At 67.9% G+C, this 13,609-nt stretch carries 10 protein-coding genes; 6 read left to right on the top strand and 4 right to left on the bottom strand.

The window, feature by feature from the left end; translation table 11 throughout:
- The first annotated feature begins 220 nt into the window (after nucleotides 1-220).
- Entirely contained in the window at nucleotides 221-2,695 is a 2,475-nt protein-coding gene (locus tag CDO81_RS13050) for a hypothetical protein (RefSeq protein ID WP_088483661.1), read from the top strand.
- 9 nt (nucleotides 2,696-2,704) lie between these two features.
- Entirely contained in the window at nucleotides 2,705-3,595 is an 891-nt protein-coding gene (locus CDO81_RS13055; RefSeq protein ID WP_193466498.1) for an NUDIX domain-containing protein, read from the top strand.
- 484 nt (nucleotides 3,596-4,079) lie between these two features.
- Here CDO81_RS13055 and CDO81_RS13060 read toward each other — a convergent pair whose 3' ends face one another.
- The gene (locus tag CDO81_RS13060; RefSeq protein ID WP_088483662.1) at nucleotides 4,080-4,922 is read right to left on the bottom strand and encodes a substrate-binding periplasmic protein; all 843 of its coding nucleotides are present in this window, start codon (nucleotides 4,920-4,922) and stop codon (nucleotides 4,080-4,082) included.
- Between the two features lie 20 nt (nucleotides 4,923-4,942).
- The gene (locus CDO81_RS13065) at nucleotides 4,943-6,163 is read right to left on the bottom strand and encodes an MFS transporter (protein WP_088483663.1); all 1,221 of its coding nucleotides are present in this window, start codon (nucleotides 6,161-6,163) and stop codon (nucleotides 4,943-4,945) included.
- Between the two features lie 96 nt (nucleotides 6,164-6,259).
- Here CDO81_RS13065 and CDO81_RS13070 point away from each other — a divergent pair, with 96 nt between their 5' ends.
- The gene (locus CDO81_RS13070; protein ID WP_088483664.1) at nucleotides 6,260-7,201 is read left to right on the top strand and encodes a LysR family transcriptional regulator; all 942 of its coding nucleotides are present in this window, start codon (nucleotides 6,260-6,262) and stop codon (nucleotides 7,199-7,201) included.
- A 10-nt stretch (nucleotides 7,202-7,211) separates the two neighbouring features.
- Here CDO81_RS13070 and CDO81_RS13075 read toward each other — a convergent pair whose 3' ends face one another.
- A complete protein-coding gene (locus CDO81_RS13075; RefSeq protein WP_088483665.1) occupies nucleotides 7,212-7,787 on the bottom strand; it encodes a chemotaxis protein CheW in 576 nt (191 codons plus the stop codon).
- 60 nt (nucleotides 7,788-7,847) lie between these two features.
- Nucleotides 7,848-9,590: a methyl-accepting chemotaxis protein gene (locus CDO81_RS29125; protein ID WP_088483666.1), complete on the bottom strand. Its 1,743-nt coding sequence runs from the start codon at nucleotides 9,588-9,590 to the stop codon at nucleotides 7,848-7,850.
- A gap of 306 nt (nucleotides 9,591-9,896) precedes the next feature.
- On the opposite strand from CDO81_RS29125, the gene CDO81_RS13085 reads away from it, so the two are divergent.
- The 3 genes from CDO81_RS13085 to CDO81_RS28075 all read left to right on the top strand — a co-directional run bounded on the left by CDO81_RS13085 (nucleotide 9,897) and on the right by CDO81_RS28075 (nucleotide 13,597).
- The gene (locus CDO81_RS13085) at nucleotides 9,897-11,171 is read left to right on the top strand and encodes a response regulator (RefSeq protein ID WP_088483667.1); all 1,275 of its coding nucleotides are present in this window, start codon (nucleotides 9,897-9,899) and stop codon (nucleotides 11,169-11,171) included.
- A gap of 214 nt (nucleotides 11,172-11,385) precedes the next feature.
- Nucleotides 11,386-11,880, top strand: a complete 495-nt coding sequence (locus CDO81_RS13090; protein WP_088483668.1) for an outer membrane lipoprotein — start codon at nucleotides 11,386-11,388, stop codon at nucleotides 11,878-11,880.
- A 25-nt stretch (nucleotides 11,881-11,905) separates the two neighbouring features.
- A complete protein-coding gene (locus CDO81_RS28075; protein WP_158218265.1) occupies nucleotides 11,906-13,597 on the top strand; it encodes a DUF6600 domain-containing protein in 1,692 nt (563 codons plus the stop codon).
- Nucleotides 13,598-13,609 lie beyond the last annotated feature (12 nt).

The following is a 13,609-nucleotide window of genomic DNA, read 5'->3' on the forward strand; positions in this document are numbered from 1 at the left end:
TCAAGTTTCGCAACCGAATATCGGCGCCATCGACGCGGCGACTTTTGGTCGCGGCACCTGCTAGCTACCGCTTGACGCAAGGCTGGCCGTTCGCCCACAACATTGATGATGAGGCAACCGGCACTGGCGGCCGAAGGGGCCGCCAAAGTGACCGCCGCGCGTCAGGGTCGGCGGCCGCCGCAGAAGTCCGCCAGGATGGCGGCACAACGTATCCACTAGCATGGTTGGTTACAACAGGGAGCTGCCCATTTCCTCGTTCCCGTTCTCCTTTCTCAAGCCTCGCAAGCGAGCGGATTTCACAGACCGCGACGAGCCGCAGGACGTCTTCAGAGCAGCTGTCTACGCCATAGCGGACGCAGCCCGATCAGGTCCGACGCGAGCACGGGTCCTGCAGTTCTATGGCGTCGGCGGCGTCGGCAAGTCGCGACTGCTCAGTGAACTCGAATCTGTTTTCCGGCAGGCGCATCCCGATGCGGCCGTCGTGTCGGTGGACTTCGACGACAGCTCCGTCCGCCAGCCTCATCACGCGCTGCTGAGGATTCGCCAGAGCGTCAAGGGCGCCAGAGGTTTGCGCTTTCAGGCATTCGATATCGCGTACGCGCTCCACTTTGCGATGCGCAATCCTGATATCGAGATCAAGAAGCGTGAGCTCCCATTCCTTGAAGAAGCGGGTGTCGTCGGCGACGTCATCGCCGCAATAGACGGATTCGGGATTGTTGGCGCCATCAAGGGCCTTGTTGAGCAGATCCATCGGCGCATTGACAGCCTCACCATTCCCGACGAAGCCAAGGAAGCCCTCAAAGCAACGCGCTCGATGTCTGAGCGGCAGATCGATGAAGTGCTGCCCGAGTTCCTTGCCTTCGACTTGAACACGCGTAAGCAGCCGCTTGAGCCGCTGGTGCTGTTCGTCGACACGTACGAAGCACTTTGGAACAACCACACCGACGACAAGGAGCGGTTTGTCCGTGACCATTGGCTGCGCCGACTTGTCGAGTCGATGCAGAACTGCCTGGTCGTCATCGCCGGGCGCGAGCAACTGTTGTGGGAAAACTATTCAGAGGAATGGAAAGGTCTGGTGCGGACGCTTGGTCTCGAACAGTTGTCCGAGGATGACGTTGAGCAGTTTCTCAGGTCTGCCGGTATCAGCGATCCCGGCACGATCAAACAGATCTCGGCAACGGCCTTGGGGCATCCCTATTATCTGGATCTGTGCCTTGACATGCTCGCACAGGAAGGTGGGTGTGCACCTTCGCGCTGGCCGGAGTCCAGGCCGGCGCTGTTTGAGCGCTTCGCCAGGAGTCTGAGTTCGCAAGAGCTTGCCTTCCTAAAGCGCCTTGCGCCGCTTGCCTCGTACGACGACCAGTACGCCCGGGCGGCCGTGCGGCACTTCAACATCGGGCTCAACGACGATCAGATTCAGGCACATCAGCGCTTTTCTTTCGTCAAGCCACACGGCCACGCCTGGACGATCCATGAACTCATGCGGCGCAGCCTGCTCGAAAACACGGACGTCGCGACTACACGCGAAGTACGAGGCTTCGCGGTGGCGCATTTCACCGAACGCCTTACAAAGGCACGCCCCGGCAGCGCTGATCATGAGATCGTGGCGCCGTTCCAGGAGTGCGCGCGCCAGCTAAGTGAGCTGAAGGATCCATTGGCAGCCAGGACGTGGCTGGAATCCACCGGATCGCGGGCCATTGCGCTATTGCAGCAGAGAGCGGCGACAGGCCCAGTTCTCGCAACGCTGGACACGATCGGCGAGGTCGTGCAGATGCGCAACTGGCCAAGCTCCGTGTTGACGGCTTATGCGGATGTCACGCATCTGGTCGGTCAGTACCAGCGCTCCGTCGAGATGCTCCAGGAGCAGATCGCGGCGGGCGGTGGTGATCCAACGCTCAGCGACGAGTTGGCCTTCGCCAACGTGCGCCGGATGCACCATTCCATGATGTTCGTGCCCATCGAGGCCGTCTGGCAGGAAGCTGAGGGCTTCTGGGCCCGCCTGGACCCCGCGCGCCACCAACGCGCGTTTGACGAACTGCTGTTCCTGCTTGGCGGGAACCTGGGTGCGGCGCGTGGCGTCGTTGAGGATGCGCGCCCGTGGCTTGCCGAGGCCATCAAGCGAGCATGGCGCAATCGGGACGACGTGCTGAAGGTTCGAATCCTCCGCAAGGCCAGCGACCTCTATCGAATCAACGGAGACGTCAAGCGTTCGAGGCGAGCGTTGGAGAGGGGGCTCGCCCTGGGCGAGCAGCTCAATGTGCCTCGATATCTGAGCTATCTGCGGGTGACCATGATCGACCAATTGCGACTCGAAGGACGCACCCGCGAAGCATTGGCGGAACTCGAACCTGTTCGCGAACGGCTCGCACGTGACAATCTCGACGGCTGGCTGGGCCACACGCATTTGCTTGAGGCCGCCGTGCATCTTGACCTCGCGGAAGTCAACTCAGTCCAGGCCGCGCTCGCCAAGGCGACTGGCTTCTACGCGCGCACCAATCATCTGTGGGGCCGCCTTCAGTGTGAGACCATTTCACTGTGCGCGAATGCGCTGTCCGGCGTTCCACTGGCTGATTGGGCCGGGGCTGCCGGACACGCGAATGCCCTGCGCAGCGCCGGCTATATTCGCGACGCCCAGATCGTGGAAAGGCTCAACGCAGCGGCGCCCCACCGCCTTCCGGCGATCGCGTGTATGTAAGGAGTAAGCATGGGCTTCCAGTTCCTGCGGCGTTCAGCCATCGATGCCAGTTTTTCAGGCACCCATCGCCAGTACCTTGCCGGAAATCTCGAGCTGCCTCAGGAGCTCGCCCATATTCCAGACGAAGACATCGAGTTCGGCATCTCGGACTATCCTGATTACGACTGGGAGGCAGCACACTCGCATGTACGCGCGAGGGAGTTTCAGTACGTGCTCAAAGGCATGACGGAGTACCGGGATCTGGACAGCGGGGAAGTCCATCGGTTCTGTGCTGGTGACTTCTACGTCATCTACCCGGGCACGAAGTACATCCAACGGGTGAAGCAGAACAGCAGAATCCTGTTTGCCAAGCTTCCGGCAGGGAACGACAAGGTGCTGGAGGAGGCCGGCGAGGAACTGCTTGCGTGGGCGCACGAACGGCTGCGGGTTGAGCGGCTAGACCTGAAAGGCGCTGACGCGCCTGCGGCCAATTCGCTCGTCCCGGCTACGGCGGCCGCGATCATCGACGACGAAGGACGCCTGTTGATGGTCCAGCGGCGTGACAGTGGCAAGTGGTCCATGCCAGGGGGCACGATGGAGATGACCGACAGCGTCGCGTCCTGCGTCCGGCGTGAGGTTTTGGAGGAGACCTCCATCGATGTGTCAGTTGAAGGCATCATTGGGACCTACACCGATCCCGAGACACGCATCGCCTACTCCGACGGCGAGGTCCGGCGGGAGTTCTCTATCCTGTTCCACTGTCGCCCCGTCGCGGGCAAGGTCTCGCTGGACGATGAATCCACCGATGCGCGCTGGGTGGCGCTCGATGCCGTATTGGAACTCCCGATGGCTGAATCGCAGCGTAAACGGATAGGGGACGTTCTGGCGTTTGTGCACAGCCGGACCGTCACCATCCGCTAACGGCACTGGGCAGCCTCAATCCCTCTTCCCGTTCGCCCGTTGGCTCCCCCGTTGCCCAGACCTCCATTTGCCGCGTTGTTCGGTGCGCGGAGGCCACTTAATGTCGCCGCGTTCGGCGTTGCGAAGCGGTCGTTTGCAGTTCTCCAGCCAAGCGGTGTCGATGCTGCCGCGTACGACGCGGCCGGGTTCCGGATCGTGGCGGTAGTCGCATTGCTGGGCGAGGGCCTTTACGTCCTGGAAAGTGGCGGCGAGGGTCTCGGCGCGGCATCGGGGCTGAAGTGCGCAAGCCCCGCGTATCGATGACGTGGCTGCCGTTGACTCAGTAGTGCTTCTAGCCGGGCAGGGTGAGTTTGCATCCCCTCCGTGCCCGGCCTGGGACGCTCCGATGCCGCCCTTCGCCAAAGGCCAAAACCGCCGCCGTGCTTCACATCAGGCCACACCGACAGCCCGCGCACGCCAGCGAAAGCAGCGCGAGCCGCGAGTCTCAGGGGCGTCGTGGCAAGCGGCTGGCTGGCTGCAGGGCCGCGGCGCTCGACGCGCAATCGGCCGCTTGCAAGCCATAGGGCTCGAGCCGCCGCCTGATTTCGCCGCTGCGGCACAGGGCTTGGATGGCTTCGGTCATTTGCCGGGCCAGGGCTTCGTGGCCGGGCCGGCGCAGCAAGGCGAAGCCGTAGTTGAATTCCCGCACCACCTCCACGGTTTGCAAGCTGCCGGGCGGTGTCGCGGCGAGCTGCCAGCGGGCGACAGCCTCATTGACGAGGCCCAGGCCGTCTTGCCCGTAGCGCCCGGCCAGGAGCTTGCGTACCACGGCACTCGGATCGGCTTCGATGTGTGCCCGAGTGCCCGGGTGTTGTCTGACCACCGACGCCAGCGTGCGGCTGGCCTCTGACGGGCCGAAGGCGGCGATGGTGCGCCCAGAGGGTGGCTGACCCTGCTCGCGCCCGGGGCCGCCAGGCTTGCCGATCAGCACGTAGCGGCCTTGCACGACGTTCGGGCTCATCACGTACTGCTGTCGACGTTCAGGGGTGTTGACGAAGGGGAAGATCCCGTCGGCTTCGCCGGCCTCGATGCGCTGGTAGGCCCGTCGCCAGGGGAGGACCTCGACATGGCACTGCCACGCCGCGCGGCTGCAGACCGCCTTCAGCACGTCCACCATCGGCCCGGCGGCTTGCCCGGAGGCATCGGTGTAGGCGTAGGGCGGGAACTGCTTGGTGACGAAGCGCAGCGCCTCGGGGCTCGCCGCGGCGGGCACGGCATGGAGGGCCAGGGCGCATGCGGTCCACACGACGCGTGCGGCGTGGCGCGTCAGGGCCAATGCAGCGTTCATGTCGCGTCTCGGAGGGTGCGTTACCGCGCTCCGCGGCGACGCGACAGCCGCACCGCCAGCGACGCGCCCGACGTGGCCGTGGCCAGGGCCACCACGCCCATCCAGCCCCACTGCGCCAGCACCAGGCTGCCAAGCGCTGCACCGGCCGACATGCCGATGAACATGCCGGTGAAGAGCAGCGCGTTGAGCCGGCTGCGCGCGGCGGGGTCGAGGCTGTAGACCACGGTCTGGTGCGCCACCAGCGTGGCCTGCACACCGAAGTCGAAGCCGACCGTGGCGGCCACGATGAGCCCGATCTGCGCGTCGCCGGGCAGCAGCACGCCCAGGCCCATGACGGCAAACGACGCCATCGCGAGGCCGGCGCCCAGCCGCGTCACCAGCTCGGGCCCGCGCTTGTCGGCCAGCCGGCCGGCCAGCGGGGCCGCCAACGCGCCGGCGGCACCTGCCAGGCCGAAGGCGCCCGCTGCTTCGCTGCCCATCTGGTACTGGTGGTGCAGCATGACGGCCAGCGTCGACCAGAAGGCGCTGAAGCCCATGGACAGCAGGCCCTGGGCCAGCGCGGCGCGGCGGAGCTCGCCATGCTGGCGCCAGAGTTGCGCCAGCGACCCCATCAGGTGGGCGTACCGCATGCGGCTTGTGGCTGGCAGCCGCGGCAGTCCGCGCCACGCAGCCACGCCGAACACCACCAGGCTGAGGGCCGCCAGTTCATACACGGCACGCCAGCCCCAGCGCTCCGCGATGAAGCCGCTGGCCACGCGCGACAGCAGGATGCCCAGCAGCAGCCCGGTCATGACGGTGCCGACGGTCTTGCCGCGGCTTGACTCGGGCGCCAGCGTGGCGGCGGCGGGCACGATGTCCTGCGCCAGCGTGGCCGTGAGGCCGACCACCAGGCTGGCCACCAGCAACGCGGGCAACCCCGGCGCCAAGCCGCTGGCCAGCAGGGCGACGGCGAGCAGCACGGTCTTGAGCAGGATGAGGTGACGGCGGTCGAAACGGTCGCCCAGCGGTGCCAGCAACAGGATCCCCAGCGCGTAGCCCAGCTGCGTCAGCGTGGGCACGAAGCCGGTGTCGCGGGCGCTGGCGCCCAAGGCCCCGCCCAGCACACCGAGCATGGGCTGGCTGTAGTAGATCGAGGCCACGGCCAGGCCGGCGCCGCTGGCCAGCAGCAGCACCAGCGGGCGGGAGAGGGCGGCATGCCGGGTGGGCGTGGCAGGCGCCTGTCGAGCGGTGATCGAGTTCATGAGGCAACTCCAAGGGGTTGGGTTGCTGGCAATTCTTTCCTTGCATGAAAGATCGGTGTAGACGGCTCAATTGCACATCGGCTATACACGCTGTGTATGAAAGAGCCGACTTCACCCGCGCTGGACCGACTGGCCCTGATGCAAACCTTTGTGCGCATCGTGGAAGCCGGCAGCCTGTCGGCCGCCGCGGCCCAGATGGGCAGCACCCAACCCACCATCAGCCGCCGGCTGCAGTGGCTGGAAAAGATGCTGGGCCTGCGCCTGCTGCAGCGCTCCACGCACGCCATGCGGCTGACCGAGGACGGCGAGCGCTGCTATGCCCACGCCAAGTCGCTGCTGGAAAGCTGGGCGGCGGTGGAGGCGGACCTGCGCGGCGCCCAGGACCAGCCGCGCGGCCAGCTGCGGGTGCTGGCGCCGCATGCCTTCGGGCAGGAGGCGCTGGTGGAACCCCTGGCGCGCTACCTGGCGGCGCACCCGGAGGTCAGCGTGGACTGGTTCCTGCACGACCGCGAGGTGAACCTGATCGCCGAGGGCATCGATTGCGCCATTCGGGTGGGCGAGGTGGAAGACCCGGCGCTGGTGGCGGTGCATGTGGCGGAGGTGCCGCGCATCCTGGTGGCGCGGCCAGGTCTGTGGGGCGAGGGCCCGCCGCCACGCACGCCGGCAGCGCTCCGCGAGTTGCCGTGGCTGTCGCTGCCGCAGTTCTATCGCGACGAACTCGATCTTCACCAGCTCGGCACCGGCCGCCGCGAAGCCGTGCGGCTCACGCCGCGCCTGCGCACCGACAGCCTGTATGCCGCCCGCAGTGCCGTGCGGGCCGGCGTGGGTGCGGCGCTGGTGTCGGCCTGGCTGGTGGCCGACGACCTCGCCAGCGGCCGCCTCTGCCAGCTCGTGCCGGACTGGGAGGCTTCACCCTTGCCGGTACGCATTGTCTACCCCTATGCGCGCCTGTATCCGGCGCGGCTGCGCAGCTTTGTGGACGCCATGCGCCAAGCCATGCCCGGCATCGCGGGCATGCGGCCGCCCAGCGCGCGCTGAGTGGGGCGCCTCAGGCCGTCAGGGCCTGAGGCGGGTCGAACAGCCCCATGTCGGCGCCGGCCAGCAGGGCCTGGATGTCGGTCAGGATGAGCATGCGCTCGGTGTCGCCCTGCCTCACGCAGCCCATGCCGAGGATGTGGCCGGCGTCGATGGCGGAAGCCAGCGGCGGCGCTGGCTTGACCTGCTCCGGCGGGACCTCCAACACGTCGGAGACCGAATCCACCACGATGCCGATGACCCGGTCCAGCACCGTCAACACGATGACGACCGTGAACTCGTTGTACTGCACGCTGCTGCAGCCGAGTTTCAGGCGCAGGTCGATGATGGGCACGATGACACCGCGCAGGTTCACCACGCCCATCACGAAGCGGGGGGCATTGGCGATGCGGGTGGGGGCCTCGTAGCTGCGGATCTCCTGCACTCGCAGGATGTCGATGCCGTATTCCTCCGCGCCCAGGCGGAAGCTGAGGACCTCGCGCGGCACTGCGCCCCCAGCGGTCAGCGCATGGGCGTACGGGGCGGCCGGGAGGGTGGCCAAGGGGCCGTGCGGCGGTGTGGCGTGATGGGTTTCGCTGACGAGACTCATGGCGGTTGGGCTTGGCAGTTGGGCTTGGCGGTGGGGAGGCGTCGTGCCGAGGGGCGCGGCTCAGAAGGTGGCCCACTCGTCGCTGGCGGCATCAGCGGTGGCTGCTGACGGGCCGGGCGCGGGGCGTGGCGAAGGGGCGGTTGCGGGCTTGGCAGCTGCGGGGCGAGCCGGCGCACGGACCTGGGGAGCCCGGGCAGGCGCGGTCGCCGGGGCTGCGGCCGGCCGGCCAGCCCAGGCCGACACGTCGCCAGAGGACAGCTTGAACACCGCTACCGCCTGCACCAGCTGCTGGGCCTGGCTGCGCAGGCTTTCCGCCGCAGCGGCGCTTTCCTCGACGAGCGCCGCGTTCTGCTGCGTGGCCTGGTCCATCGCCGTGACGGCTTCGCCAACCTGCTGCACGCCCGTGCTCTGCTCTGTGCTGGCGGAGGTGATCTCCGCCACGATGTCACTGACGCGCTGGATGGAGCCGACGATGTCGCCCATGGTCTTGCCGGCCTGGTCGACCAGCAGCGTGCCCTGTTCCACTTGCTCGACGCTGCGGCCGATCAGGGTCTTGATCTCCTTGGCGGCCTCGGCGCTGCGCTGCGCGAGGCTGCGCACTTCCGAAGCCACCACCGCGAAGCCGCGGCCCTGCTCACCGGCGCGTGCAGCTTCCACGGCGGCATTGAGCGCCAGGATGTTGGTCTGGAAGGCGATGCCGTCGATGACGCCGATGATGTCGCCGATCTTGCGACTGCTGTCGGTGATGCCCTGCATGGTGGTCACGACCTTGCCGACCACCTGCCCGCCCTGCGCGGCCACGGCCGACGCGCTCTGGGCCAGCTGGTTGGCCTGCTGCGCGCTGTCGGCGTTATGGCGCACCGTGGTGCCGAGTTCTTCCATGGTGGCTGCGGTCTGTTGCAACGCGCTGGCCTGCTGCTCGGTACGGCTGGAGAGGTCCTGATTGCCTTGCGCGATCTGGGCGCTGGCGGTGGCCACGCTCTCCGAGTTCTGGCGCACGTTGGCCACGACTTGCGAGAGGCTGGTCTGCATCTTGGCCAGGTTGGCCATCAGGCTCGACGTGTCGCCCGACTTGACGCTCACATCGACACTGAGGTCGCCGCGCGCCACGCGCTCGGCCACGGCCACGGCCAGACCCGGTTCGGCGCCGAGCTGGGCGAACAGGCTGCGCGTCAGCAGCACGCCCAGTGTGACGGCCAGGCCGCACAGGGCCAGGCCACCGAACACCAGCGTGGCCGTGGTGCTGGTGCCGGAATCCGTCAGCTGCTGGGAGCGCTGCCCCAGCAGGGTCGATTCAGCCTGGGCGAACTCGGCAATGCCGGCGCGGAAAGCGTCCATGGCGGCCTTGTCCTTGCCTTGCTCGAACTCCGTGAACAGCGCTTCGGCCGGCAGCTTGCCCAGCGTGACTTCGCGCCGCTTGGCCGCCAGCCCCTCGGCCACCTCGAGGAAGGCCTTGTGGTGACTCATCAGCTTGCTCAGCCGGTCCTGCTGTGCGGGGTTGTCGGAGGTCAGCGACTTGGCTTCGTCAAAGTGCTGGGAGAACTCCTTCTTGCCCATGTTGAAGGGCTCCAGGAACTTGTCGTTGCCGCTGGCCACAAAGCCACGCAGGCCGGTCTCGATGTTGACCATGCTCAGCAGCATCTTCTCGGACTTCGTCAGGACCTCGTAGGTGTGGTTGTTCCACTTCACGGTGTCCAGCAGCCGATGCGTGTTGACGAGGGCGATGGTGATGAGGAGGCCGGCAACGGCCAGCAGCGAGGCGAAGGTCGCGAAGAGCTTCTTTTTCAGAGTCCAGTGATTCATGGCGTGCGGTGAGGCGGGCTCGGCCCGACCGGGTGAGGCCGAGCCCAGTCCCGGGGCTGACCCGCGCATGGCGGACTGCGACAGTCCGGTGCTCTGCGGGCATGGGAGCGAGCGAAGCCTGAACTCTAGGTTGAAAACGATTGAAGCGATAAATATGATATTTCAGATTTCGGCAATTGTGCGCAAGGTGAGTTCGCCAGGGTGCCCACGTGCGCGGCAGCGTCCAAAGGTAAGCGCCGCCACATTTGGAAACCCAGCAAAGGCGGTTCAGGCCCTACGCTGAGGTCCAGCGAAAAGTTGTGTCCCATGGAGTTTTCAGAGCTGTTCACCCAGTGCGCGCGCGACGTGCTGCCTCACGCCCGCCGAAAAGGCCTGGTGACCTACGTCGACTACCGCGGCCCGCGCCTGGAGCTGGATGACCCGGGCCCTTTCCTGAAGGCGGGCATCTACCGGGTGTTGCTCGGCATCGTCGATTGTTTCGAGTCGGGCTTTTGCATGTTCAGCGTGGATGCCGCACCGCCGGTGTACGGCCGCAGCCGCATCGTTATCCATGCCGCAGGCACGGGTCGGGCCCAGCCGGCCGACGTGATGGCCGTGCTGCAGCGCCTGCAATTGGTCGAAGAAGTCGATGCCGACCCGCGCCTGGTGCCTGAGGCCTACGGCAGCTGCCCGGCCACCGGCGGCGAAGTGCAGTTCGTGGATGCCGGCCGGGACGGGCTGGTCATTTCCTTGAGTGGCGATGTGGCGGCACTGGAGTTGCCGGTCGATCACACGCCGGATGCGGCGGGTGCCGTCGCCTGGCTGGTCAGCCAACCCGCCGGCACGCTCGACTCGGTCGAGATTCGCCTGCGCCAGCTGGGCTGGCAGGTGCAAACGTTCGACAGCCTGGCCGCCGCCGAGGCGGCCTTGATGGACGCGGCTTCGCCTTCGCTGCTGATTGCCACCGAGCACGACGCCGACGAGCTGCCCGGGCTGGAGCGCCTCGCCCAGGGGCGGCCAGGGTTGTGGCCGGTGCTGGCCGTCGTGTCGGGCTCGCCCACGCTGCGCGCGCGCCGGCATTCGTCGGTGGACATCCGGGTGCTGCCGTTCAGCCCGCTGGAGCTGGACCGCTTCACGGCGCATGTCGACACGCGCACCTCGACCGCGCTGTCGCGCATGACCTCGCCCTCGCCGCTGTACCTGCACGAAAGCCGCCGTGTGCTGGTGGTGGACGACAACGAGGTCAACCAGATCGTCGCCCGCGGCCAGCTGGAGGCGCTGGGCTACGAAGTGGTGGTGGCGGCCGACGGCATCGAGGCCCTGGACTCCTGCTGCGACGCACCGCCCGACATGGTGCTGATGGACGTGGACATGCCCGTCATGGACGGCCTGGAGGCGAGCGAGCACCTGCGCGCCCTGCAACGCATCGGCACCCTCCCGCCGTTTCCCATCGTCGCGTCCACCGCGGGCGACAGTGACAGCCGGCGCGATGCCTGCCGGCATGCGGGCATGGATGGCTACCTGAGCAAGCCCATGGACATGCAGGCGCTGGCGGACGAACTGCACCGCGTGCTGCCAGCGCGCCCCTCCGCCGAGCTGTAGCCGCGCCATCGCTGTAGGCCAGCACCGCGCTGCGGCGTCGGTCGGCGCCGCGCCTGTGGGCCTGACGCCCCGCTTTCGTGTCGATTGAAACGAAGCCGTCGGCGCACGTCGCGTCTGTGCAATCTGGGTCGCCGAGCATGAAGCCATGACATCGGCCGCCCACCTGCCGCGATAGGGTGGCAACGGCGAGTCGATGCAGTGATAGGAGCACACCATGACCTCGACCCTGCAAACCCTCCCGCGTGGCTGGCGCGCCCTGGGCTGCGCTGCCATCTCTGCTGCCCTCCTGTCGGCCTGCGCCGTGCCGGTCACGCGCACTTCGCGTGTCATCGATGCGCCGGGCTATCCGCCGGTGGCCTCGGCCACCTACTTGCAATACGGCACGGTGAGCCGCATTGAAGAGATCAGCACGCATGTGGGCGACAGCGGCGGCGGGGCCGTGCTGGGTGCCGTGATCGGCGGCGTGGTGGGCAACACCATCGGCCACGGCATGGGCCGTGCTGCCGCCACGGGCCTGGGCATCTTCGGCGGCGCCGTCGTGGGCGACAACATCGAGCGCAACAACGCGGCGGCCGCCTCCAGCGTGGTCTATCGGGTGCATGTGCGCTTTGACGACGGCAGCCAGCGCAGCTTCGACTACCGCGGCCTGAATGGCCTGCGCACCGGTGAGCGGGTGCGCCTGGACCACGGCATCCTTGATCGGGCCTGAGCCCCCTGCTGCCCAGGAGAACGCCATGAATCGCCTTGTTCCTGTGCGCCGGCGCCGGCCGGCCTTGCATCAGACGGCCCTGGCCGTCGCGGCCGTGCTGCTGGCCGGCAGCGCCTGGGCCGACCCGCCCGCCCGCGTGGGGCGGGTGGCCTGGGTGGCGGGCGACGTGTCGCTGGCCACCGAACCTGGCGCGGCCCCCGGCAGCGCCGCGCTGAACTGGCCGGTGACCACGGGCAATGTGCTCAGCACCGGGCCTTCGGGCCGGGCGGAGGTCACGATCGGCTCCACCGCCATCGACCTGGACGTGGGCACCGAGGTGGACGTGGAGCAGCTCGACGACGCCCAGATGCGCCTGCGCGTGATGCGCGGCAGCGTGGCCGTGCGCGTCAGCGACCCGCAGGACGCCACCATGCTGGTCGTGCAGACACCGCTGGGCCGCTTCACCGAGCCGCAGCCGGCGCAGTTGCGCGTGGACGTGAACGGCCCGTCGGTGGACGGCACGGCCTGGCGGGGCAACGTGAACTTCACTGCCGACAGCGGTGCGAGCTACACCTTCACGCAAGGCCAGCATGCACGCCTCGGCCAGGCAGGCAGCGGCCTGAGCATGCAGCTGCTGGATGCGCGGCCCGACGACTTCCAGCACTTCGTGCAGGCCCGCGCCGGCGCCCGGCCGGTGGTGGCGGCCAGCCGCTATGTGTCGCCCGCGATGACCGGCGCCGACACGCTGGACAGCTATGGCCAATGGACCAGCAGCCCTGACTACGGGCCGGTCTGGGTGCCGCAGGTGGCGGCCGACTGGGCGCCCTACCGCTACGGCCATTGGTCCTGGGTGTCGCCCTGGGGCTGGACCTGGGTGGACGATGCGCCCTGGGGCTTCGCACCCTTCCACTACGGCCGCTGGGCGATGTGGCAGGGCCGCTGGGCGTGGGTGCCGGGCACCTACGTCGCGCGGCCGGTGTATGCGCCGGCCCTGGTGGCCTGGACGAGCGCGGTGCCGGCGCCGGGCGTGTCGCTGAGCATCAGCGTGGGCAGCAACGTGGGCTGGGTGCCGCTGGCGCCGCGCGAGGTGTACGTGCCGCCGTACGCGGTGTCCAACACCTATGTGCGCAACGTCAACATCACCCACGTCACCAACATCACCGAGATCGAGAACGTCACGCGCGTGGTGAACCAGCAGCGCGTGGCCGCGCCCACGGCCGGCACGGTGGCCGGCCGTCAACTGGCTTTCGCGGCCAACCCGCGTGCGGTCACCAGCCTGCCGGTGCAGGCGCTGCAGGCGCACCAGCATGTGGCCGAGCATGCGGTGCCCGTCGCGATGACGGCGGCGCCGGGCATGCCGCATCCACCGGCCCAGGCCATGGCCATGGCGCAGGCGGAAGGGCATCCCCCGGAGGTTCAGCAGGTGCCGCCACCGCAGTTGCACCCGATGCCGCAGTCGACAAGCCATGCGCAAGCTGTGAATCCCGCTGCGCCGGGGCTGGCCCCGATGCCCCGGCGGATGCCGGATCACGAACCGCTGCATGAACCGCCGCACGAACCCGCTCATCCGGTGCATGCGATGCGCGACGTGACGCCGCCGCATGCCGTCGCACCCCCGCAGCCGGTGCACCCGCAGCCGCCCCACCGCGCCGAGCCGCCGCGCCCGGCGGAGGCACCGCATGCGCATCCCGAGCACGAACACCGCGAGCATCACGAGCGGCCGAACGAGCCCCGCTGACGGCCGGCGGCT

It is taken from the genome of Roseateles puraquae (genome assembly GCF_002205845.1).
Taxonomy (GTDB): domain Bacteria; phylum Pseudomonadota; class Gammaproteobacteria; order Burkholderiales; family Burkholderiaceae_C; genus Pelomonas; species Pelomonas puraquae.